This is a genomic window from Nitrospirota bacterium (genome assembly GCA_035516965.1).
In the GTDB taxonomy this organism is placed as follows: domain Bacteria; phylum Nitrospirota; class UBA9217; order UBA9217; family UBA9217; genus MHEA01.
Window position 1 is genome coordinate 1 of record DATIZR010000005.1, and the last position, 22,013, is coordinate 22,013.

Sequence of the window (22,013 nt, forward strand, 5' to 3'; positions counted from 1 at the left end):
CATTCTGCGCCGTTCCGTTCCGGGCGTGTCACCGCTCCTTGTGAGCACCGCAATTCCGGGAAAGGGCGCGCCTGCCCGCTCAAAGACCTGCTTCAGATCTGCAAGCGGCCCGAGCACGTTTCGCTGTACATCGTTATTCAGTGCCTTGAGCGGAGATACGTAGAGCAGCCGGACTTTTCCGCCGGGCCATGCCCCCGTGATCAGTTGATGGAAGCTCCAGAGGAAGGCCGCCAGCGTTTTCCCTGATCCCGTCGGCGCGGTCACGAGAACGTTCCTCCCCCGGATGATCTCGGGCCATGCCTTCGCCTGGATATCGGTCGGCGCACCGAAGTTTTCCCGGAACCATTGTTCAACGAGAGGATGGAAGACGGATAGGGGCGAAGCAGGCATAGGAGGTCCTTTTCAATCCATCATAGCTTTATTGTATCACGGCCCGCGGGGTGGAGCATCCCTGCTATCTCGAAGCGGCCAGAGGGGTTCTGAAGAGAGTTTGTAAATTTCCGGAAGGAGGTGTGCGGGATGCGGATGAGATCAGTCCAGATATTGCTTCACATCGAGTCCCGCCGGATAGACGGTTCCAACGATCGAGCGCTTAAACCGACCGCCGGCGGTCTCGAGAAGGCTGACCGGCTGTTCGCTTTTTTCCGATCCGTCGAACCTGGTCAGGAGCAGCACCCGGGGCCGCATGAGGTCGCCCGTTTGGTGCACAACGACGCCCGTTTCTCCCGTATCCATCCTGGCAACGGTGCCGATCGGGAATATGCCGATCATTCTGACAAAGGCGTTCACCAGCACAGCGTTGAAGGGAGACCCGCGCTTCTTCAGCAGTATCCGGACCGCCTGGTCCGGCGGCGTTTGCGCGCTGTAATAGACACGGGACGCGGTGATGGCCTCGTAAGCGTCTACCAGCGAAACGATCTGTGAAAAGGGATGCTGGTGACGCTCCCCGTCCAGCCGGGGGTATCCCCGGTCGCCGCCGTGCTGGTGGTGTTCGAAGGCGGCGACCATGGCCAGCTTGGAAACGCCGGGCGTGCCCGCGAGGATCAGCCCTCCTTCAACAGGGTGCCGTTTGACCTGGTCGAACTCTTCGTTGGAAAGCCTGTCCGGCTTGTTGATGATCCCGTGAGCGACGTTCACCTTCCCGATGTCGTGCATGAGCCCCGCCAGCCCCAGCGCGGCGATCTGGGCCTTCTGGAAAGACAGAAACGTGCCCAGGGAGACGGCAAGGATCGAGACGTTCACGGAGTGGGCGAAGGTGTATTCGTCATACATTTTGAGATTGGTGAGTCCGAGGTAGGCATCCCGGTTCTCGAGAACATTGTCGACCATGGTCTGGACAATGGAATTCATTTTACGGACATTGGACGCCTTATCCGTCTGCACGGCCGTCACCAGCTCCTTCATGGTCTCGACTGTTTCCCTGAATATCTCCGATGCCCTCCGCTTTCCCGCCTTGATCGCTCCTCCCGCATCCTTGTCCACCAGCAGGACGCGGTGCAGCTCGATATGCCTGATCTCCTCCTGCGCGAGCACGGTATTGGGGTCCGCCGCGCCCGTAAAGTAGGATGCCTCCTTGCTCATCACGCTGCCGAACCGGAGGAGGTCATCTGCGGTGAGGCCCGGTTTGAAAACGATGCCGCCGAGGTCCCGGTTCGTGAACTGCTCCAGGGCCAGCGTGAGGCTCTGGTCCACCGGGATCGAGGTCTTTTCGAAGAACAGTTCGCCGCCCACCAGGTAAAAGGCCGCTTCTTTCCGGCCCACGAGCAGTTCGGCGATCTTGTTCAGCAGCTTTTCAGCGCCCGTCAGCATGATCGGGTGCGATTCCGGGTAGAGCGTCACGTTCTTCAGCACGGCCGACATGAGCTGGAACGCCGCCCGGCAGGAATCGATCAGCTGCTGCTTCGCGAAAAAGGCCTGTCTCGCCTCGCCGCGGCTATCGCTTTTCTCATCGGCCACTGCTGTGTCTCCTCGTAATCTCCTCAAGGGAACGCGCCGCGGCATCCCTGAGTTCGGTCTGGAGCCTGCGCGACTTCCACCAGCGGATACGGTTGTAGGTCTCGAGGAATACCGCTGCATCCCGTCCGCCGGTCTTGCCGAGGCTCTTGATGGCCGCCAGCGTCATCTCGTGCTCCTTCGGGTTCAGCGGCCGGCCCACGAGGAACTCGATGAGGGGCTTCGCCTCCTCCTCACCGATGCCGGGGATGTCCGAAAAGGTGCGGACAGCCATGAGCTGGATCGAGGGATCGGGGTCCTTCAGGAATTTTGCGAGCAGGGCTCCCGCCCGCTTCCCCCCGATGGACAGCAGCGCTTTGATCACTTCCTGCCGCACCTGAGCGTTCCGGTTGTCGGCTGCTTTCCGGAGCATAACAACGGCCTGTTCCAGTTTGCTCTCGCCGAGAATGCTGACGATGTTCCGGACCACGTACCAGCGCTCATCCGAAAGATGCTCTCCAAGCAGAGGGATCTGATTCCTGCCGAACTCTTTCATGAGGTCCAGCAGGAATATCCTCATTTCACGGTCATTCTCCTCGGCCAGCAGCTCCAGAAGGGCCTCGATCGCCTTCTGATCAAGGCTCGCCAGGTAGGAATAAGCGGCCTGGTATTCGGCAGAACTCTTGACGTGCCTTTTCATGTCGGTGATCGTGGACTTGATGATCGGCTTCGTCGCCGTTTTCTTCAGCGCCTCGGCCATGCGGGGCTGGAATTCGGGGGCCACCGGCGAGCGGAGCGCCTTGATGATGGTTGTCGCCAGATCATATTGATTGTTCTTCAGCAGGTAGCTCAGGATGTCCTCCAACTGCTTGATCACGCCGGAAAAGAGGCTTTTCTCCTTTTCCGCCGGGCCCTCCCGGAAGGGGTTTTTCACCAGCGTCAGCAGCGGGATCAGGGTTCGAATCGCCGCCTCGATGATGTCGGACTCCATGCCGGCGCTGCTCACGAGCCTGAGCGCTTCCACTTCTTCGGGCGTCTCGTTCATGAGGCCCTGGACAAGCTCGATCAGGTCCCTGCCGAGCGGCGCGGCCGTCAGTTCGTCCGGCTTCGCAGGCGGCGAAGCGGGCACGATCTTTTTTGCCGCAGCCCTCTTCAGGAGAACCGCGACCTGCTGAATCGTCCATGCGTTCGAATACCGGCCGGTCCAGACCTCGTGCATGGGCGTGGGAGCGAACTGATCATCGGAGGTGTCCGCCGCAATCTCGGCGTCCAGATCGCCATACAGCTTTCCCCCGATGAGCGAATCGCGGTGCGGAGATTCAAGGGCGAGGGCGGACTTGGCAAGGCCTTCGAACAGCGCTTCGCTCTCGTGGGCGTGGTCCTTCTGGATCTTCTTCCCCGCCTGCTGGTACAGCGTGAACAGCCGGTCTTCCACACTCTCGTAGGCAGCCTTGGTACGCATGGCGAACTCGATCATACCAACCCCGAAGCCCTCGGGATCGGTTTTCAGGTCCCCCAGCACCAGCGTCTTGGCCGTAAAATCGGTCTTCTTCTGCTTCGCCTGCTGCTCCTCCTGGGCGGCGGGGTCGGGCGTCGTCTCCCAGCCTCCCTCCGTCTTCGTGGTGATCACCTCATCAAGGCCGGCCTCGGTCACCTTGATATGGGTCACGCCTTTTTCCCACAGGATCGTGGAAATTCCGCTTTTCATGGCGAGTTCTTCGAGCGACAGTGCCAGGGTTCTCAGGAGTTCGAGAAACTCCGGCTCTTCGAGGCCGGCACTGAAGATGATCTCGCGGACACCCTTGCCGAACAGGTCCTGAGCGATGGACCTGTTGACCTGGGCATCTTTCCCGACCGGTGTCTGCAGGTAAAGGAAATAGGTCTTCTGGATCCCTACATGGTATTCCTCGTCCGTTTCGAGGGCTTGGGACAGAGTTTCAAAGGCTTTTTTCAGGGACTGAGTATAAATGGGATTATTGGGGGGATAAATCTTGACGGTCCTGATCGCGGAGATCAGGTTCTTCATTACATCCTGGATCTCAAGGGAGAGGGCAGATTCAGCGGGTTTTGCTTCTTTTTGCATTTGTTAAGAATACCACAATGGGGACGGCGTGTCAAAAAACACCATGGACCCGGAAGACCCGGGCCTATGCGATTACGATTATTGTTCCACGCCGGGTTCCGCCTGCTCGACGCGAGACAGGATCCCTCCCCGATGCAGGACCGTGCTGATGACATCACCCCGCGCCACATCGGCTGCGCTCTTGATGACGGCACCGGCAGGATGCTTTCTGGTGATGCTGTAGCCGCGGGACAGGATGCCGAGCGGGTTCAAGTGAGTGAGGCTGGCGGTCAGCGAGTTCAGCAGCGCGCGGTCCCTTCGGGCGGTGTGACGCAAACCGGTGACGAGTCGACCGGTGAGTTCATCGATCCGGAGCGACTGGCGTTCCAGGAACCTCCGGGGATCCGTGAGCATCCTGGCGGACCCGTGCAGGGCAGTGCGAGAACGCTCCATTTTGTTCCGTATGCTTCTCGTCAGTCCGGCATCGAGCGACGCGACGAGTTCGCGAAGTCGTTCCTCGCTCCGGACGACCATCTCCGCTGCCGCCGACGGCGTCGGTGCCCTGAGATCCGCCACGAAATCCGCGATGGTATAGTCCGTCTCATGACCAACCGCAGATATCACCGGTATCTTCGACGAAAAGATCGCCCGGGCCACCTGCTCTTCGTTGAACGCCCACAGATCCTCGAGCGAACCGCCGCCGCGACCGACGATCATAACGTCCACTCTGTGCTCCTTGTTGAAATACCCGATCGCTTCGATGATGGCCGGAGCGGCATCGGGCCCCTGCACCGGGACAGGGTAAATCAGAATGTGCATGCGGGGATGCCTTCGCCTGATGACGCGGAGCATGTCATGGATGGCTGCACCGGTCGGTGAGGTGATGACGCCGACCCGGCGCGGGAGGAGGGGCAGCGGCTTCTTGCGCTCCAGGTCGAAGAGCCCCTCCTGCTCCAGCCTCGCCTTCAGCTGTTCAAAAGCCAGTTGCAGCGCACCCGCACCCCTGGGCTCGACATATTCCAGAATGATCTGATACTCACCGCGCGGCTCATAGAGGCCGACCCTGCCGCGGCAGATCACCTGCATACCATGCTGGAGCGTGAACTTGAGAAAACGCTGAGAGGAGCGGAATAACACGGCCCGGACCTGGCTCAGTTCGTCCTTCAGAGTGAAGTAGGAATGTCCCGACTGGGGCGTCGAGAGATTGGAAATCTCGCCTTCCACCCAGACATCGGGAAAGGCTCCTTCCAGAAGGGTCTTGACCTGCGCGGTGAACTGCGTGACAGTGAGAATATGGCTTTGCATGCGTTTCCGGTATCTGACTGTGGAGGGAGGCTCCTGCCTCAGCATTCCCCGGGCATTTACTTGAGCTGCACTCTTTCTATGCTGTTCGCGATCCCGCTCGCTGCGTCGACATCAAGGTACACGGCGTTGAGATGAACGGGTCCTTTCGCGAGTTCAAAGCGGTGAGGCGTCTGGTACAGGAACCGTGCGATCGCCTGCTCCTTCTTCACCCCGATGACCGAATCGGTCGGTCCGGTCATTCCTGCGTCCGTAATGAAGGCCGTTCCGCCCGGAAGGATCCGTTCGTCTGCAGTCTGTACGTGCGTATGCGTGCCGATCACGGCAGTCGCCTTGCCGTCGAGGTGCCAGGCAAGCGCGATCTTTTCCGAAGTGGCCTCTGCGTGAAAATCGATGATGACAACGGCTGTTTCCTGCTTCAGTTTCTCGATCTCCTGCTCGGCCACCCGGAAGGGGTCCCGGAGGCTGGACATGAAGACCCTTCCTTCCAGATTCAGGACGGCTGCCTTGCCCGCGCTGGTTGATATGACCACACTGCCGTAGCCCGGGTTCCCTTCGGGGTAATTAGCAGGCCTGATGAGCCTGTCCTGCTTCGCCAGATAGGGTTCGATCTCCTTTTTGTCCCAGACGTGGTTGCCGGAGGTCAACGCGTGAACCCCGAGCGAGAAGAGCTCCTCGGCGATCTCCGATGTGATCCCGAACCCGCCTGCGGAGTTCTCTCCGTTCGCGATCACCAGATCGGGCGCATAGGTTTCAGTGAGGCGGGCCATCTGGGCCCGCAGCATCTTCCTGCCCGGCTCGCCGACGATGTCTCCGATGAACAAAACCTTCAATGAACCTCCAGAAGTCCGAGCCAGGTGACAGGATCCGGGAGAACAGACTTCCCCTTCTGGATTGCGGCTCCTGTTTTCCAGCTTGTCCCGTTCCTACTTCGCGTACTCTACGTACCTGCTCTCGCGGACCACGGTCACTTTGATCTGGCCGGGATAGGACAGTTCTTGTTCGATCTTCTTGGCGATGTCCCGGGAAAGCTGCGCCGAATGCGCATCCGACAGGTCTTCCGGCTTCACGATGATGCGGATCTCGCGGCCAGCCTGGATGGCATAGGATTTCTCGACTCCCTTGAACGAATTCGCTGCGGACTCGAGCTGTTCGAGCCGCTTGAGATAGCTTTCGAGCGTCTCGCGCCGCACGCCCGGCCTGCCCGCAGACAGAGCATCCGCTGCCGCGACGAGAACCGCCTCCACCGTGCTCGGCTCGCCGTCGCCATGATGGGTCAAAATAGAATTGATCACCTTGGCGGACTCACCGTACTTCTTGGCAAGGTCGCCGCCGATCTGGGGGTGGGTTCCCTCAACTTCGTGGTCGATGGACTTGCCCAGGTCATGGAGCAGTCCTGCGCGCCGCGCCAGTTTCTGGTCGACACCGCATTCGGCGGCCATGATACCGGCGAAGTACGCGACTTCCCGTGAATGCATGAGCACGTTCTGGCCGTAGCTCGTGCGATACTTGAGCCTGCCGATGAGCTTGATGATCTCGGGGTGCAAATTGTGGATGCCGAGGTCGAAGGCCGCCTTCTCGCCCTCGTCCTTCATGGCGATGTCGAGCTCCTTCCGGACCTTTTCGGCGATCTCCTCGATCCGGGCCGGGTGGATCCTGCCGTCCTGCATCAATCGCTCTATCGTGAGCCGTGCGATCTCCCGGCGAAGGGGGTCATAGCAGGACAGGATGACGGCCTCGGGAGTGTCGTCGATGATGAGGTCGATCCCGGTTGCCGCCTCGAGGGCGCGGATGTTCCTGCCCTCCCGCCCGATGATCCTGCCCTTCATCTCGTCGTTCGGCAGGTTCACCACGGACACGGTCGCCTCTGCCACATAATCGCTCGCATACCTCTGGATGGCCAGGCTGATGATATTCTTCGCCTTCTTGTCCGCCTCTTCCTTGGCCTCGTCCTCGATGCGCTTGATGGACTTGGCGGCCTCGAACTTGGCCTCGTCCTCCATGGAGATCATGAGCTGGCGCTTCGCCTCCTCGGCGGTCATGCTTGCGATTTTTTCAAGCATCTGCCGCTGCTCGCGAAGCCCTTTCTCGAACCGATCCTCCTTCTCGGCCGCGATCTTTTCGCGCCCCGACAGCTCGCGCTCGCGCCGGACAGCCTCGGCCTCCCTCTTCTCGATCAGGTCGACTTTCTTTTCGAGGTTCTCTTCCTTTTGCTCCAGCCTGCGCTCCTGGTTCTGCAGTTCCTGCCTTTTCTCCCGGTTTTCCTTTTCGAACTCGGCGCGGGCCTGGTAGAGCTTGTCTTTCACCTCGAGGACGGCTTCCTTGCGTTTGTTCTCCGCTTCCCGCTCGGCGGTCGCCACGATACGCGCCGACTCCTCCTCCGCGTCCCTGATCTTGCCTGCCGCCACTTTTCCCTTGATCAGCAGTCCAAGACCGAAACCGCCGGCCAACCCGGCTATCAATACTGCAACATATTCGATCATTGTCTTTCCTCCTGGTGTCTCTTCTTCAGCCCGGCAAGGCGTTCCTTGATGCGTTTTTCGTCGCCCTGCTCCGTGGGCCGGTAGTATTCCCGCCTCTGCGGGAGGTAGTCCTGGACCGTATAGTGTCCCGGATAATCATGCGGATACTTGTACCCTCTGCCCCTGCCCATCCGCTCGGCCCCTTTGTAACTGGCGTCCTTCAAATAATCGGGTACGGGCAACAGCGCTCCCTCCTCGATATCCTTCAGCGCTCCTTTTACGGCGAGATAGGACGCGTTGCTCTTGGGGGCGGCGGCAACATACACGGCCGCCTGCGCCAGGGGCAGCGCACCCTCGGGCATACCGATGCGCTCCACGGCCTGGTATGCAGCGGTCGCCACCATGATGGCGCGGGGATCGGCGTTTCCCACGTCCTCACTTGCGGCGACCACGATCCGACGGGCGATGAAAAGCGGGTCTTCCCCGGCATAGATCATCTTTGCCATCCAGTAGACCGCGGCGTCGGGATCGCTCCCCCGCATGCTCTTGATGAACGCCGATATGGTGTCGTAATGCTCGTCCTCGTCATAGACGAGCGCCTTTTTCTGTATAGACTCCTCCGCAGCGGGGAGATCATACAGGATAGAGCCGTCGGGACGCGGACGGGTCGAAAGAACGCCGAGCTCCAGCGCGTTCAACGCTCGCCGGGCGTCACCGTTCGATCTGGCGACAATGAAATCGAGTGCCTCGGGAGCGATCTCGACCTGCAGATTCCCGAGCCCTCTCTCCCTGTCGTCGACCGCGCGCAGAAGCAGCGTTCTGATGTCCGAGGGCTCCAGCGGCTTGAATTCGAAGATCTGTGACCGCGATGACAGGGCAGGAATGATGGCGAAGAAGGGGTTCGACGTGGACGCCCCGATAAGCGTGATTGTTCCCTGCTCCACGTCCGGCAGAAGAGCGTCCTGCTGAACGCGGGTAAAGCGGTGGATCTCGTCTATGAACAGGATTGTCCTTTTACCGCTCTGGCTGCGCTCGGCAACAGACTCCTGCGATACGCGCCGAATATCGCCGACACCTGCGGTAACCGCGTTCAGGGAAACGAAATGGGCGCGGCTCCTCTCTGCGATGAGGTGCGCAAGCGCTGTCTTGCCCGTCCCGGGAGGCCCGTACAGGATTAGTGACATCAGCCGGTCGGCCTCAATTGCGCGCCGTAACAGTTTCCCTTCCCCGAGCACATGCCGCTGTCCTATGAACTCCGAAAGGTCGCGAGGCCTCATTCGCCAAGCCAGCGGCTGACTAGCGGGTTCCGGCATCATTTCCGGACGGACGTTTTTCTTGATAGGTTTGAGGGCCAACGTGGTGCTTCAGGAAGGCAGGCGTTGAACGAATGGATAGTGAATAGCGAGACTGTGGACGGCCGGGCGCTACTGGGAATAGTTCAAGGGAAACCAAGGCCTTGATGCCGGCGAAAGCGGACCTCGCTCCACCCGCCTGAAGGCGCCGGGAAAAAGCATCAAGGACATTCCCTTGCAATCAATATATCTAGGACGAAATATTCCCATTTTCTGCATTGTTACTGCCGTCTAAACAATCTTCCTGCGGAACCGAGAGGGTTCACCAGTGCACGATTAAAAATGAATCGCCGGTGCTCAGCCTTGTCCGCTTACTTATCGTATTGCACTATCTCAAGCGCCGGAGCCTTCCCTACTTGCCGCTCCTTCCGGGTGCGCGCTGGAAACGTTCCTAATCTAAAGATACGACCATGACTATAAAGAATCCCCCGCTCCGCCGTGTAGATAAACTTGATTCCTGGTCGTAACCAGGTGGGCGCCGTATGGGAAAGTTTAGGCTTCCCAGTCTTGCCTGGGCATGCACACCCTTTCCTCGGAACAGCTCCCGTTAATTTTTTTTCACGAGGAACAAGTTATATCGATCACGCACAAAGCAGGGGATCAGCTGTTTCTCTTTTAGGTACTATATACCAGAATCAGCCAAAAATGGCAAGGAGAAAAAGACCGCTGTGCGGCCCTGGAATTAACTGATTTGTGCTTTCGATATGTTCCTGATGCAGACACGTTACGATGATGGCTCTGCTGCTCTCTGGGGACGCGCCCTGCGATCTTCACCCTGGCTTGTCAGATCAAGCAGGCTCTGAAGCCTTCTTTCCGCGGACTGCCGGAGCGCGCTGTGTTCTTCACGAATGCGGTAGAGCTCGTCACTGATCGTAAGGGCGGTCAGGATTGCGACACGGTGGGGGTCCGATGTCCCGGTCCCCTGTCGGACTTCCTTCATCTTGGTATCGACAAAGTCGGCCAGATGTTTGATATAACCGGCGTCATCTTTGCCCTTGATCGTATATATTTGTCCGAAGATTTCAACCTGAACGCTCTCCATGGGGGCACCTTCTTAAACAAAATTCCAAATCCAACATTGGAAATCCCAGGCAACATCCAAACATGAAAACCCTGCGATTAAACCGAACCGGCAGGGAGGCTTTTTTTCAGGCGTCTGGAGATATGGTGCCTCTACCTGCCTTGATGACATCTCCTAGAGCAGCGCGTCGACGAAGTCCCTCGGGTCGAACTCCCTGAGGTCCTCGATGGCTTCCCCGATGCCGATAAACTTGACTGACATGGGCAGTTCCTTGTCGATGGCAAATACAATGCCGCCCCGGGAGGTCCCGTCGAGTTTCGTCAGAACGATACCGGTGACGCCGACAGCCTCATGAAACATCCTCGCCTGCACGAGAGAGTTCTGGCCTGTAGTTGCGTCAAGGACCAGCAGCGTTTCATGGGGTGCGCCGGGCAGTTCCCGCGCCAGCACACGCTTGACTTTTTTCAACTCCTCCATCAGGTTCGACTTTGTATGAAGCCTGCCCGCCGTGTCGACAATGAGGACATCGATCGCCCGCGCCTTGGCCGCCGTCACTGCATCGAAAACAACAGCCGCCGGGTCGGCCCCTTCCTGGTGCTTGATCACGGGAATTCCCGCACGCTCACCCCAGATAGAAAGCTGTTCCGACGCCGCTGCCCGGAAGGTATCGCCGGCCGCCAGCATAACTTTTTTCCCCTCGGCGCGGAGCCGGTAAGCCAGCTTGCCGATCGTCGTCGTCTTGCCTGCGCCGTTAACACCCACAACGAGGATAACGGAGGGAAAAGCGGTCAATAACAATTGAGCTGACCGGGCGCTCGCGATGTCGTAGAGGACCTGCTTGAGGCGCTGCCTGATTTCACCGGGAGTGGACAGCTCCTTTCGCCTGAAGCGCTCTTTGAGGTCCAGCAGAACCTCGGAGGCCGTCTCCATACCAATATCGGAAGCAACGAGGGCTTCCTCCAGTTCATCGAGAACGCGGTCGTCGATCTTCTCGCCCAGAACCAGAGAACCGACCTTCTCGGAAATATTTTTTCTTGTTTTTACCAGCCCGTCGCTCAGGCTTTTAAATACACCGAACATCCTCACCTCTGAAAATTGCACGATCGGCATTGATAATTTAAAAAAATATGGCAACGACGAACTTCAACCGATGTCCTTACGTGAGGCACGGCTCAATGCGGCCTCTCGTTCCTCACAGATCAAGCGGAAGCTTGCCTGATTGGTCGGCGTGTCCGCATGCCGGCGATTTCTTCTTGCCTTTTCCTTCTGCTGGCCCGTCGGGCTCCGCGGGAAAGGCTCTCTCGCCCCCGGGGTAGGACGCGGGGCGGTAGAGATACCGGTCGTGCATTTTGCTGAAGCTCGACCATTCGCCCCCCGCAATTTTTTCTCTCTGCAGCGTCGCCTGGAAATTATTGATCTTGGCCGAAAGGTCATCAAGATAATTGATGATGATTGCCTCCTGGATTTTAGGCCTCTTCGGCGATCCGAACTCATACTCGCCATGGTGCGAGAGCATCATATGCTTGACCAGCATCGACAGCTCTTCGGGGAAGCCCGGGATGGACCGCATCCGATCCGTGACCATTTCATAGCCCAGCGAGATGTGTCCCAGCAGCTTTCCCGCCGTTGTATATTCGATCGACTTCCTGACCGAGAGCTCATGCACCTTGCCGATATCGTGCAGAAAAGCGCCAGCCGTCAACAGATCTTTATCCGTCGACGGGAAATGCCGGGCCACATCGCGCGTCAGCGCCACCAGCTCGACGACGTGTTCGAGAAGACCGCCAATATAATTGTGGTGGAGCGTCTTCGCGGCCGGCGTCCGCTTGAACGCGTCCAGAAATGCCCTGTCATCCAGGAATGACTGCAACAGCTGTTTGAGGTACCCGTTGCCGACCCCGGCTACGGCGTCCCGCAGGTCCTTGACCATTTCTTCAATGTCCCGGGGCGTGGTCTGCAGAAAGTTGACGAGATCCACCCGTGAATCGTCGACCTTCTCCAGTGTCTTCAATTTGATCTGCATGGCGCCCTGGTAATTGGCTGCGATCCCCTTGACACGGACGAAGTCCTCGCGTTCGAACTTCCCGGCAACCGCATCGGCGTTGTCCCACAGCTTTCCGTCGATTTCACCGGTCTTGTCGGCAAGCTTCAGGGAAAGGTAGGTGACCCCGTTCTTTGCGGTCGACACCTGCTTGGCGGTAACGAGGTATGTCTCCTCGACCCAGTCCCCCTCTTTCAGCGATGTTACTGTCTGCATTCAGACTCCCCTCCTTGGGTGTCTTAGATAATAAACGATACCCCCGCCATTGTCAAACGCGGAACGCGGTGACGATCTGCGTGACCCGTACACCCAGAACAGTCAGCATCATAAGGAGGCCAACGGCTTACACCATGGTTTTGGTCACTGAGGCCTGCCTGATGTATGAAGCACTCCATCTTGCCGCCGCTTACCTTGACGAGCACCTCGTGATAGAAGCCGCCAAGGACAGGAACGTGCCCTCAACCACATAGTTCTTATATGCCTGCAGGTCTTCGGAGCGGTGCAAGACCACAGGCAGGACGAAGGCGGGGATCAGCGTGAAGGGACCTCAGGCCTTGGAGCAGGGAATCTTGGACACGGTCGGCTTTTTTCTGCGCCGGCCTTCGGAGCAGGCAAAACAGTATGGCGTGACGATGTATTGATCCTCCCCTCTCAGCGAGGGGTATTGGACCCAGAGGGAATCCTGAGCCCCGTGCAAACGATCCACATCAGAACCGACGATGCAAATCATCCGGCGTCGGACCCGTCTACAGGGGAACTGCCCGCTGGGAGTGCTGACTATTTTTTCCTTACAAAGACATGGTATTCACCGGCCTGTTTCGTCAGGCCCAGGTATTCATGTCCCGTCATTTTGCACCACGCAGGCATATCCTTCTCAATGCCGTCATCATCGGCCTGAACCTCAAGCACCTGTCCTGACTTCAACTCCTTGATCTTGTTCGATGTCTTCAAGATCGGCATCGGACAGGCCAGACCAACGCAGTCAAGCACTGCATCCGGCTTGATGTCATTCACGTCCATAAAGCGCTCCTCCTCGGAATGCCTTTCCAGGATATGCCGGGTTCGTCAGCCAGCCTACTCCATTTCATGCTCGTGCCCGCTTTCGGCGGGCATCCTGACGGGTGAGGGAACTCCCTTTTTCTTGTAATAGTCGTCGAGGGCTGATTTGAGCGCCTCTTCGGCCAACACGGAGCAATGCATTTTCACCTTGGGCAGCCCCCCCAGCGCTTCTGCCACCGCCGCATTCGATATTTTGAGCGCCTCATCGATCGTCTTGCCCCTGACGAGGTCGGTCACCATGCTGCTGGTGGCAATCGCCGCTCCGCACCCGAAAGTCTTGAACTTTGCGTCCGTAATCACGTTGTTCTCGACCTTGATGTAGAGGCGCATGACGTCGCCGCATACCGGATTGCCCACGGTTCCCACCCCGTCGGCGTTCTCGATCTCACCGACATTGTGGGGCTGGGCGAAATGTTCCATCACTTTTGAGCTGTACTGTTCCATAGGGTCCTCCTCAGCGAGCCTGTTGTTCTTTTTTTATCATATCTTCATAGAGCGGCGACATCTCCCGCAGCCGTTTGACAATCGGAGGAAGCTTCTCAATGACATAGTCAATGTCTTCCTGGGTATTGCCCATCCCGAGCGTCATGAGCAAGGTTCCGTTCGCCACCGCGGCATCCGTCCCGATACACGTCAGCACATGCGATGATTTCAGCGAGCGCGACGTACAGGCTGAACCGCTCGAAACCGAGATCCCGTCCATGTTCAGGAAGAGAAGCATGGATTCCCCCTCCACAAACCACATAGACACATTCAGATTATGAGGCAGCCTGCGGGTGGGGTGACCGTTGACAACCACATGATCGATCCTGTCCTGCAGACCTTTCTGCAGCCGGTCCCTGAGCGCCGTGAGATAGGCCATTCTGGCCGGAATCTCTGAAACCGCCAGTTCCGCGGCCTTTCCCAGTCCGACGATGGCAGGAACGTTCTCGGTGCCCGCACGCCTGCCGTCCTCCTGAACGCCGCCCTCGATCTGCGGCTTGATCCGGACGCCCTTCCTCACGAAGAGCGCCGCAGCACCCTTGGGTCCGTAGAACTGATGGCCGGAGAGCGAGAGCGCGTCGACGCCGAGCGTGTTCACATCGACGGGAACCCAGCCCACGGAAGCAACGGCGTCGGTATGGAAGAGGACATTCCGTTCCCTCGTGATCCTGCCGATCTCCTCGATGTGCTGGATGGTCCCGATCTCGTTATTCGAGTGCATGACCGAAACAAGGATCGTCTCCCGGGTGATCGCCCTGGCGACGTCAGCGGGGTCCACCAGGCCGGTCGCATCGGTGGGGAGCGCGGTGAAAGTAAAGCCTGCCTTTTCGAGCGTCTTGGCGGGGTGGAGAATGGAAAAATGCTCGATCTGCGAGACGATGATGTGCTTGCCCTTCTGGCTGTTCGCCTGCGCGAGACCCTTCAGGGCGAAATTGTTCGATTCGGAACCGCTTGCCGTAAAATAGATCTCTTCCCCGCGGGCCTTGATGAGAGCCGCCGTCTTGGCCCTTGCCTCGTCGATTGCGTTCTTCGCCTCCCTGCCGATGTCATGCAGGTTCGACGGATTTCCGAATTTTCCGGAGAAATAGGGAAGCATCGCTTCGAGCACCCGGGGATGGACCGGTGTTGTTGCGGCGTGATCGAGATACACTTTTCTCATGTCAACAGACCCCCTTCCCTGCCGCGACCAGTTTCTTTCTCGGCTTTCCTGCCGATTCCTTATGCCGCGCCTGCTGATGGAGCAGGTCCTCGAAACTGATGCTGTCCAAAGCCTCCTCTATCTTGGCTCCGACCTTGGTCCAGACCAGGCGCGCAACACAGTCTTCCTCCTGGTAGCACTCAGCCGCCTCACCCGGCTCAAGACAATGCGTCAAGGCAATGGGTCCCTCCAGCGCGCGAACAATATCTCCGATCGTAAGGTCCCCGGGCTTCCTTGCCAGAAGATATCCTCCAGCCGGCCCGCGGACGCTCTCGATCAACCCTGCCTTGCCCAGCTTATGAAGGATCTGCTCGAGATACGAGAACGAAATGCCCTGCCGGTCGGCAATCTCCTTGATCGTGAGCGGCCCCTTACCGTACTGGCGGGCTATCTCGTACACGGCCCGAACTCCGTACTTGCCTTTGGTGGACAGTTTCATGCCGGCATTCACCGCTCTTTGACGGGGCATCGGGTGTTTTTCATCCCCCGCCCCACTTGAACAATAACAAACTTGACCAATTCTGTCAAGTATATTGTTTTATGCTTGTTTTTTTCATCTCACTGTACTACCGTGCCTGCGGGAGGAGCAAGCGATGCATACCGATGAATACGAAATCTCCCTGTCCCGGGAGCTGGCCGTATGCAGGAGCACCATACAGCAAATCAAGAAAACCCTGCAGCTGCTTGAACAGAAGCACAAGAAAACCACCGCACTCTTCCTGGAAGAACTCCGGACGGGAAGGCTCATCAATGATCCGGACCTCAGGGAGGATTATGACGCATGGCAGAGCAGCAATGAGTCGCTGTTTCATTGGGAGGACCTGGAGAGGCAATACCAGGAGGTATACCGGATGATGAAAACTTGAACCGTGCAGACTGACTGCAGGATGACCGATGCCGTTCAGGAACAATTGATTTCGCAAACGGCTCCCGATGAAGGCCGGCATCCCCTGAAACGCCAGGAGATCCGCGGACTTCCCCCGCGGCCGACATCATCCGCTCAGTGTTCAATCCTTTCCCTCGTGACCGGGGCCAAACAGTATATTATATATTGTATTGTTTTTCTGAGATAACGCGTCGTCCGAATGATCCGTTCTTTACGACCTGTCCAGCGCCATGCGAGCCTTATTATATTGAAATAGAAGCGAAGAAAGGGACGCTCAGGCCAATGTTTGCAATCGGTTGTTCTTCTGACGGTTCACCCGAGACGGGTCAGTCCCTGGATGGCATTCCCCGATTTTCAAGGGCCCGAAGCATTCCGTTCCCCAGCCAACGCACATTTTCGAATCCTGCACAACGAAAAAATCTGGATGGGTTTTTCTGTTCTTACCTTGACAGGAAGCAATTCTTTGCTATATTAAAACCATGAAATGCACCCGCCTTGCAGTGCTCATGTTCAGTTCCCTGATGTTCAGTCTCGCTTTCACTGCTGTCGCTGTTGCAAAGGACGATTGTTACTCCTGTCATGTACAGAAAGGCATGCAGGGATACATCGACAAGAAGTCCTTCGAACAGTCCGTGCACGGTGGGCTGGACTGCACGAAATGCCATGTGGGAATGTCGGCGTACCCGCACGGCAAGGTCCTGAAGGTAAATTGTGGAAGCTGTCATTTCCTCGGCAGAGAGGGAGCTCCGACTGAAAAAGCGCTCGAATACAAACTGAGCGTACACGGCCAGGCTCTCGTGGCGGGGAACACCGCGGCGCCCAACTGCCAGACGTGCCACGGGTCGCACTACATCTTCCGTTCGACGGATGCCCGTTCGGAAACGCGGAGAGAGAACATACCCTCGGTCTGTTCCAAGTGCCATCCCGCGGAGTTTGAAGCCTACAGCAAGAGCATCCATGGGAAAGAATTCCTGGACAATAAGAACCCTGCGGTCCCCACCTGTTTCGACTGCCATGCCGAGCACCGCATCCCGAGGACGAACGAGGCCGAATGGAAGCTCGCACTGATCAAGCAGTGCGGAAATTGCCACGCCGAAGAGCTGAACACCTACCACAAGACGTACCACGGCAAAGTGACGCGGCTCGGCTACACGACCTCCATCGCCAAATGCTCGGACTGCCACGGCGCGCATGGCATTCTGCCGCCATCCGACCCGGAATCCAGGCTCTCCCCGAAGAACATCGTGGCGACGTGCCAGGCTTGCCACCCGGGCGCGACGGCGAATTTTACCAAATACTATGCACATGCCGAGGAGAGCAACCGGGCGAAATATCCTGTTCTGTACTATACCTTCATGTTCATGACCGTGCTCCTGATCAGCGTGTTCGCATTCTTCCTCACCCATACCTTCCTCTGGGCATACCGTGCGCTGAAAGAGCGGATGGAAAAGAAAGGGGGCGAATAACATGTCCGAGATCAGGCGGTTCAACTCCTATCACCGGATACTCCACGTCGCCATGGCCGTGAGTTTCATCGGCCTCGTCGCGTCGGGCATGCCGATAAAGTATGCGCAGGCCCCTTGGGCAATCTGGCTCACGAAGTTCCTCGGCGGCTATCAGGGAGCTGCGCTCATTCACCGGATATGCGCCGTCATTACCTTTGGGTACTTCGCGGCCCACATCCTCTATGTCATCCACAACATCGTCATTGTGAGAAAATTGAAATTCAACCCCCTCGGTCCCGAATCGATGGTTCCCTGGATCAAGGACGCCGAGGACATCTACAACAATTTCAAATGGTTCCTGGGCTTGGGTCCCCGGCCCAGGCATGACCAGTGGACCTACTGGGAAAAGTTCGACTACTGGGCTGTCTTCTGGGGTGTGGGCATGATCGGGGTGTCAGGACTGTTCCTCTGGTTCCCCGTTTTTTTCAGCAAGTTCCTCCCCGGGTGGGCTTTCAACATCGCTACCGTCATCCACAGCGATGAAGCACTCCTTGCCGCCGGCTTCATTTTCACGATCCATTATTTCAACACGCACATGAGGCCGGAGAAGTTCCCCATGGACACCGTCATCTTCACCGGGACGATGAGCCTCCATGAACTGAAGCACGAACGGCCGCTCGAATACGAGCGCCTCGCGGCCGAGAACAGGCTCAAGGACTACGAGGTAAAGCCCCAGGCAGCCTGGGTCACCGATGCCGGTATTATCTTCGGTTTTGCCATCGTCCTGATCGGGTTCTTTTTACTGATCCTGATCCTGCTCGGCCAGTTCTACTACTGAGGCCCCTGGGCACACGGATGAGGAACGGGGTGAGGGCGCAGTATGAGCCGCCGCCGTTCGGGAACAAGGATTGCCGACACGATATGCTGAGGGGCAGCAGAATTATCTTATATTGATCGGAGAACGTGATGTTCTGAGTGCAAGAACGCGGCTGTCCCTCGCATGCCGGTTCGCGGCCATTACTATTGACCATGTCCTTACAACAGAGAGACCTCTTCATAAAGCATATCTTCTCATCAGTTGCCCCCTACGTTGACCTGTTAAGCAGCGGCTTCAGCCTCGGCTTTGACCATTTCTGGCGCATGAGAGCCGTGTCGCTCTCGGGCATTAAGGAGGGGGAGCGTGTTCTGGATGTCTGCGCGGGCACCGGCGAACTGGCGGTCCTGCTGGCTCAGAAGGTCGGGCCCACGGGATCCGTGACCGGCGCCGACTTCTGCGAAGAGATGCTAAGCAGGGCGCGGCGCAAGTCGCGCGGCAGACGGAACCTCTCTTACATTCTGTCTGACGCAAAACAGCTTCCCTTCGCCGACAACACCTTCGACGCCGTAACGGTGGCATTCGGCATGCGCAATATCCCCGACACGATCTATGCTCTCGAGGAATTAAAACGCGTGCTCAAGCCGGGCGGGAAGTTCGTCTGCCTCGAGCTCACTCGGCCGCAGACCGCGTGGTTTCGCGCATTGTACGAGTGGTACGTCTTCCGGGTGATGCCTTTCATAGCAGGGATCGTCCTTAAAACAGCGGCCCCATACCTGTATCTGCCACGGTCCATCAGCGCGTTCTACCCTCCCGACGAGTTCAGGAGCGTCATCGCCGCCTGCGGCTACGGCAATGTGACAATCGACTCGATGACCATGGGAATCGCGACGATCTACCGGGCGGTAAAACATGGATAGGGTTGGCATCCTGTGCGAGAAGGACAGCGAAATGATGCACGAATTCTCGCGCAGGAGCCTCCACGGCATGCAAAGGGGCTCTCTTTTTTCTGCTACGCTTTCCTTTTTTTCCTCCTATCTCGACGGAAACATCCGGAAAGAGGTTGATAAGGACCGGCTCATCATTGAGGAGGCAGCAGCAGCGTTTGCCGCCGGCCGGCCTGCTTGCGACCTGGACCTCGAGGACATTTTTGAGAAGACCAAAACAGTCGACAGTGCCTTTCTCGATAGTCTCACCATTCCCTCATTCGCGATTACTGTGCGGTACAGCGACTTTGCCGACATCCGGATTCAGAGGATCTGGCTGATCGCGCGGACGGTCTACACGATCCTCGGCCGGTGGACCGGTTCGGCGACCTTTTGCGACGCGGTGCGGGCAGCCTACCCGGAGGAAAAGTTCAGGGCGATCCTCCTTGAAATCCTGCACCTGTACAACCTCGAGACCCGGATGCTGGGCGACTCCATTCGGTCCCCCTTCAACAGGGCGATCGTTACCTATCTCGAGTCACTCTTTGAGTCCATGGAATCCGTTATGCAAGAGATGGCGACCGGCTATGCCAGGACCATATATGGAGATAAACCAGTCCATGCCTAAAACCGACCTGATCCTGCTCCACCCGCCAAGCGTTTTCAAGTTCCGCGAAATGCCCCTCTTCTTCGGTCCCGTGAGTGACGTGGTCCCTTCATCGTCCATCTTCGAGATCTACCCGATCGGGTTTCTTACGATATCGGGTTATCTCACCCAGCACGGCATGTCGGTCCGCATTATCAATCTGGCGCTGAAGATGCTGCGCGACCGGTCGTTCGATCCGGAACCCTTCATCAAACATCTCCATGCCGCAGCATTCGGCATCGACCTCCACTGGCTCCCCCACGTCGACGGGAGCCTCAGTCTCGCGGAGCTCGTCAAAAAACATCACCCCGATACGCCGGTCATCCTCGGCGGTCTGAGCGCAACCTATTTCCATGAAGAGATCATGCGGGACTATCCCTTTGTGGATTTCGTCCTCTGCGGCGACTCCACGGAAGAACCGCTCCGACAGCTGATGCACGCGATCAAAACCGGGAACGGCTTCGAAGCAGTGCCGAACCTGGTCTGGCGGGACCGGAACGGACGAATGGTCGTGAACGAGCGAACCTTCAGGCCCGAGAACCTGGACTATGTCGATTTCGACTATTCCCATCTGATCAAGATGGTGATAAAATACCTCGATCCAACCGGTTACATTCCGTTCAAGTATTGGCTCAGCTATCCGGTGACCGCGGTTTTCACGTGCCGGGGCTGCAACCACAATTGCGGGACCTGCGGCGGTTCGCTCTCGGCATTCAAGAAGGTCTGCATGCGCCAGCAGGCCTGTTTCCGATCGCCCGAACTCGTAGCCGACGACATCCGGAGGATCGCGGACTATACGGGAGCTCCGGTCATCGTACTCGGCGACATACTCATGGGAGGCAGGGAATACACCGACCGGTTCTTTAACGCCATGAAGAGGCACCGCATCAGGAACGAGGTCTGTATGGAGTTTTTTATCCCGCCCCCGGAGGACTTCCTCCGAAAGGCGATAGATTCCATTCAGACCTTCAATGTGGAGATGTCCCCCGAATCTCACGACATCAACGTTAGAAGGACCTTCGGGAAGAATTATGACAATGCCGCACTGGAGGGCATGATCGATACGCTCATCAATGCGGGATGCAAACGAGTGGACCTGTTCTTCATGGTGGGGCTGCCGAACCAGACCTATCAGTCTGTGATGGACACCGTCAAGTACTGTGGCGAGCTCATGACCAAGTTCGGCGGCAACGGAAGTGCCGGCAGGGTGCTGCCCCTGATCGCGCCGCTTGCGCCGTTCATCGATCCGGGAAGCGCCATCTTCGAGGATCCTGAGAAGTACGGCTACCGCTTCTTCGCAAAGACGCTCAAGGAACATCGGCAGGCAATGCTCATGCCGAGCTGGAAGTTCGCGCTGAACTACGAGACAAAATGGATGAGCCGCGATGAAATCGTTCGGGCCACCTATGACGGGGCGCTGGGTCTCCTGGACTTGAAGGAGCAGCACGGAGTGATCAGCGCGAAACGTGCGGCACGGATCCGCGAACATTTGAACAGGGCGATCGCGTTAAGCAGGAAAATTACCGATCCGCATCTTGTGGACGAGGCGCTGCGAGAAGAGATATTCAACCTCAACACGCTCGACCTGGTCTGTGATAAGCATGAGCTCGACTGGCCTATCAAGGGATGGAAGCTGAGGGTCATGCAAATTGCGAAACTGCTTTTACTGCCTCATCAACCCTCGGCGACGAACGGGAAAGCAGGGCTTACCAACCTCGGTCTCGACCGTGAAGCGATCGACGTGTAGCAAAGCGATCAATGATGACGGTTGCAGGAAAAAGCAATAGGGCCGGGAGATCCCGGCCCTATTGCTTTTGTATTTGAAAAACGGATGTTGTAGCATTCGGTTCAATAAAGCGAAGACCTGTATCCCACCTCTATTGAATCCGTAAGCCGACATCATCCCCGGAAGCCACCATATCCGTAACATTTGTTTGCACGATACCGTCCGGTCCTGCCGAGAGAATCCATACCGGTGGTTTTGGATTTGCTCCCGAAACAAAGGCATCTGCATTCGTAATATATGCATTTCCCCAGGGGTCGGCATTCACCGCCGCCAAATAGGGACCTTTCCAGGTATTCGGCCAGCAAGGCACATCATCCGTATTCAAGCGCAAATCGAAGGATAAGGGAGTCGCACCGTTCCAACCACCGGCCAAGGCTGGCACGTTTCCGGCGCCAGTCAGCAAAGTCACTGTTGATTGGCAAGAACTGCTGACCGGCCATTGCCCGGTATCTTTTCGCAAGATTATCACTGCATTTGAAATGGAACGAACGTCTGCCGAAGCCCTGGCTATTTTTGATTCGTCGATCTCCTTGAAGATCAGGGGAACAAGTATACCGGCGAGCACGGCAATGATGCCTGCGACTACGATCACTTCGAT

Annotated in this window: 21 protein-coding genes and 1 other RNA gene; 6 read left to right on the forward strand and 16 right to left on the reverse strand. The window is 57.5% G+C overall.

Features of this window, described 5'->3' with window-relative positions; genetic code table 11:
* From VL197_00425 to VL197_00495, 15 genes are all read right to left on the reverse strand, one after another.
* Window positions 1-390, reverse strand: a 390-nt coding sequence (locus VL197_00425) for a DEAD/DEAH box helicase (protein HUJ16440.1), incomplete at its 3' end; no start/stop codon positions are given.
* Window positions 391-531: 141 nt separating this feature from the next.
* A complete protein-coding gene (locus tag VL197_00430; GenBank protein HUJ16441.1) occupies window positions 532-1,956 on the reverse strand; it encodes an HD domain-containing phosphohydrolase in 1,425 nt (474 codons plus the stop codon).
* Complete coding sequence (locus tag VL197_00435) at window positions 1,946-3,958, reverse strand: HEAT repeat domain-containing protein (GenBank protein HUJ16442.1); 2,013 nt, start codon at window positions 3,956-3,958, stop codon at window positions 1,946-1,948. Before VL197_00435 ends, VL197_00430 begins: the two co-directional genes overlap by 11 nt.
* A gap of 135 nt (window positions 3,959-4,093) precedes the next feature.
* Window positions 4,094-5,299 (reverse strand): exodeoxyribonuclease VII large subunit, encoded by a 1,206-nt coding sequence (xseA, locus tag VL197_00440; protein ID HUJ16443.1) that lies wholly within the window; start codon window positions 5,297-5,299, stop codon window positions 4,094-4,096.
* A 56-nt stretch (window positions 5,300-5,355) separates the two neighbouring features.
* Window positions 5,356-6,129, reverse strand: coding sequence for a TIGR00282 family metallophosphoesterase (locus tag VL197_00445; GenBank protein ID HUJ16444.1), 774 nt, complete (start codon window positions 6,127-6,129; stop codon window positions 5,356-5,358).
* Window positions 6,130-6,222: 93 nt separating this feature from the next.
* Window positions 6,223-7,779, reverse strand: coding sequence for a ribonuclease Y (gene rny, locus VL197_00450; GenBank protein HUJ16445.1), 1,557 nt, complete (start codon window positions 7,777-7,779; stop codon window positions 6,223-6,225).
* Entirely contained in the window at window positions 7,776-9,074 is a 1,299-nt protein-coding gene (locus VL197_00455) for a replication-associated recombination protein A (protein ID HUJ16446.1), read from the reverse strand. Before VL197_00455 ends, rny begins: the two co-directional genes overlap by 4 nt.
* Window positions 9,075-9,531: 457 nt before the next feature.
* A non-coding RNA gene (ssrS, locus tag VL197_00460) (6S RNA) lies at window positions 9,532-9,712 on the reverse strand.
* 122 nt (window positions 9,713-9,834) lie between these two features.
* Window positions 9,835-10,152 carry a cell division protein ZapA gene (locus tag VL197_00465; GenBank protein ID HUJ16447.1) on the reverse strand — a complete coding sequence of 106 codons (318 nt, stop codon included), beginning with the start codon at window positions 10,150-10,152 and terminating at the stop codon, window positions 9,835-9,837.
* 153 nt (window positions 10,153-10,305) lie between these two features.
* The gene (gene ftsY / locus VL197_00470; GenBank protein ID HUJ16448.1) at window positions 10,306-11,211 is read right to left on the reverse strand and encodes a signal recognition particle-docking protein FtsY; all 906 of its coding nucleotides are present in this window, start codon (window positions 11,209-11,211) and stop codon (window positions 10,306-10,308) included.
* A gap of 112 nt (window positions 11,212-11,323) precedes the next feature.
* Window positions 11,324-12,388 (reverse strand): HD domain-containing protein, encoded by a 1,065-nt coding sequence (locus VL197_00475; protein ID HUJ16449.1) that lies wholly within the window; start codon window positions 12,386-12,388, stop codon window positions 11,324-11,326.
* A gap of 561 nt (window positions 12,389-12,949) precedes the next feature.
* Window positions 12,950-13,192, reverse strand: coding sequence for a sulfurtransferase TusA family protein (locus VL197_00480; GenBank protein HUJ16450.1), 243 nt, complete (start codon window positions 13,190-13,192; stop codon window positions 12,950-12,952).
* Window positions 13,193-13,246: 54 nt separating this feature from the next.
* On the reverse strand, window positions 13,247-13,675 hold the full coding sequence (gene nifU, locus VL197_00485) for a Fe-S cluster assembly scaffold protein NifU (protein HUJ16451.1): 429 nt from the start codon (window positions 13,673-13,675) through the stop codon (window positions 13,247-13,249).
* Window positions 13,676-13,685: 10 nt separating this feature from the next.
* Window positions 13,686-14,873, reverse strand: a complete 1,188-nt coding sequence (locus tag VL197_00490) for an IscS subfamily cysteine desulfurase (protein HUJ16452.1) — start codon at window positions 14,871-14,873, stop codon at window positions 13,686-13,688.
* A 1-nt stretch (window position 14,874) separates the two neighbouring features.
* Window positions 14,875-15,351 carry an Rrf2 family transcriptional regulator gene (locus VL197_00495; GenBank protein ID HUJ16453.1) on the reverse strand — a complete coding sequence of 159 codons (477 nt, stop codon included), beginning with the start codon at window positions 15,349-15,351 and terminating at the stop codon, window positions 14,875-14,877.
* Between the two features lie 154 nt (window positions 15,352-15,505).
* Here VL197_00495 and VL197_00500 point away from each other — a divergent pair, with 154 nt between their 5' ends.
* From VL197_00500 to VL197_00525, 6 genes are all read left to right on the forward strand, one after another.
* Window positions 15,506-15,778 carry a hypothetical protein gene (locus VL197_00500; protein ID HUJ16454.1) on the forward strand — a complete coding sequence of 91 codons (273 nt, stop codon included), beginning with the start codon at window positions 15,506-15,508 and terminating at the stop codon, window positions 15,776-15,778.
* Window positions 15,779-16,277: 499 nt separating this feature from the next.
* The gene (locus VL197_00505) at window positions 16,278-17,264 is read left to right on the forward strand and encodes a hypothetical protein (protein HUJ16455.1); all 987 of its coding nucleotides are present in this window, start codon (window positions 16,278-16,280) and stop codon (window positions 17,262-17,264) included.
* A 1-nt stretch (window position 17,265) separates the two neighbouring features.
* The gene (locus VL197_00510; protein HUJ16456.1) at window positions 17,266-18,081 is read left to right on the forward strand and encodes a hypothetical protein; all 816 of its coding nucleotides are present in this window, start codon (window positions 17,266-17,268) and stop codon (window positions 18,079-18,081) included.
* A gap of 191 nt (window positions 18,082-18,272) precedes the next feature.
* Window positions 18,273-18,977 (forward strand): bifunctional demethylmenaquinone methyltransferase/2-methoxy-6-polyprenyl-1,4-benzoquinol methylase UbiE, encoded by a 705-nt coding sequence (ubiE, locus tag VL197_00515; protein ID HUJ16457.1) that lies wholly within the window; start codon window positions 18,273-18,275, stop codon window positions 18,975-18,977.
* Window positions 18,970-19,611, forward strand: a complete 642-nt coding sequence (locus tag VL197_00520) for a hypothetical protein (GenBank protein HUJ16458.1) — start codon at window positions 18,970-18,972, stop codon at window positions 19,609-19,611. Before ubiE ends, VL197_00520 begins: the two co-directional genes overlap by 8 nt.
* Complete coding sequence (locus VL197_00525) at window positions 19,604-21,376, forward strand: TIGR04190 family B12-binding domain/radical SAM domain protein (protein ID HUJ16459.1); 1,773 nt, start codon at window positions 19,604-19,606, stop codon at window positions 21,374-21,376. Before VL197_00520 ends, VL197_00525 begins: the two co-directional genes overlap by 8 nt.
* A 130-nt stretch (window positions 21,377-21,506) precedes the next feature.
* Here VL197_00525 and VL197_00530 read toward each other — a convergent pair.
* A partial coding sequence (locus tag VL197_00530) for a type II secretion system protein GspG (GenBank protein ID HUJ16460.1) occupies window positions 21,507-22,013 on the reverse strand: 507 nt, incomplete at its 5' end.

What these genes read in the sequence shown, in the direction of transcription:
- VL197_00455 (HUJ16446.1), bottom strand. Translation starts at nt 9,074, where the DNA reads ATGATGCCGGAACCCGCTAGTCAGCCGCTGGCTTGGCGAATGAGGCCT.
- VL197_00520 (HUJ16458.1), top strand. Translation starts at nt 18,970, where the DNA reads ATGGATAGGGTTGGCATCCTGTGCGAGAAGGACAGCGAAATGATGCAC.
- VL197_00505 (HUJ16455.1), top strand. Translation starts at nt 16,278, where the DNA reads ATGAAATGCACCCGCCTTGCAGTGCTCATGTTCAGTTCCCTGATGTTC.
- xseA (HUJ16443.1), bottom strand. Translation starts at nt 5,299, where the DNA reads ATGCAAAGCCATATTCTCACTGTCACGCAGTTCACCGCGCAGGTCAAG.
- VL197_00525 (HUJ16459.1), top strand. Translation starts at nt 19,604, where the DNA reads ATGCCTAAAACCGACCTGATCCTGCTCCACCCGCCAAGCGTTTTCAAG.
- VL197_00490 (HUJ16452.1), bottom strand. Translation starts at nt 14,873, where the DNA reads ATGAGAAAAGTGTATCTCGATCACGCCGCAACAACACCGGTCCATCCC.
- nifU (HUJ16451.1), bottom strand. Translation starts at nt 13,675, where the DNA reads ATGGAACAGTACAGCTCAAAAGTGATGGAACATTTCGCCCAGCCCCAC.
- rny (HUJ16445.1), bottom strand. Translation starts at nt 7,779, where the DNA reads ATGATCGAATATGTTGCAGTATTGATAGCCGGGTTGGCCGGCGGTTTC.
- VL197_00510 (HUJ16456.1), top strand. Translation starts at nt 17,266, where the DNA reads ATGTCCGAGATCAGGCGGTTCAACTCCTATCACCGGATACTCCACGTC.
- VL197_00435 (HUJ16442.1), bottom strand. Translation starts at nt 3,958, where the DNA reads ATGAAGAACCTGATCTCCGCGATCAGGACCGTCAAGATTTATCCCCCC.
- ubiE (HUJ16457.1), top strand. Translation starts at nt 18,273, where the DNA reads ATGTCCTTACAACAGAGAGACCTCTTCATAAAGCATATCTTCTCATCA.
- VL197_00465 (HUJ16447.1), bottom strand. Translation starts at nt 10,152, where the DNA reads ATGGAGAGCGTTCAGGTTGAAATCTTCGGACAAATATATACGATCAAG.
- VL197_00495 (HUJ16453.1), bottom strand. Translation starts at nt 15,351, where the DNA reads ATGAAACTGTCCACCAAAGGCAAGTACGGAGTTCGGGCCGTGTACGAG.
- VL197_00475 (HUJ16449.1), bottom strand. Translation starts at nt 12,388, where the DNA reads ATGCAGACAGTAACATCGCTGAAAGAGGGGGACTGGGTCGAGGAGACA.
- ftsY (HUJ16448.1), bottom strand. Translation starts at nt 11,211, where the DNA reads ATGTTCGGTGTATTTAAAAGCCTGAGCGACGGGCTGGTAAAAACAAGA.
- VL197_00480 (HUJ16450.1), bottom strand. Translation starts at nt 13,192, where the DNA reads ATGGACGTGAATGACATCAAGCCGGATGCAGTGCTTGACTGCGTTGGT.
- VL197_00500 (HUJ16454.1), top strand. Translation starts at nt 15,506, where the DNA reads ATGCATACCGATGAATACGAAATCTCCCTGTCCCGGGAGCTGGCCGTA.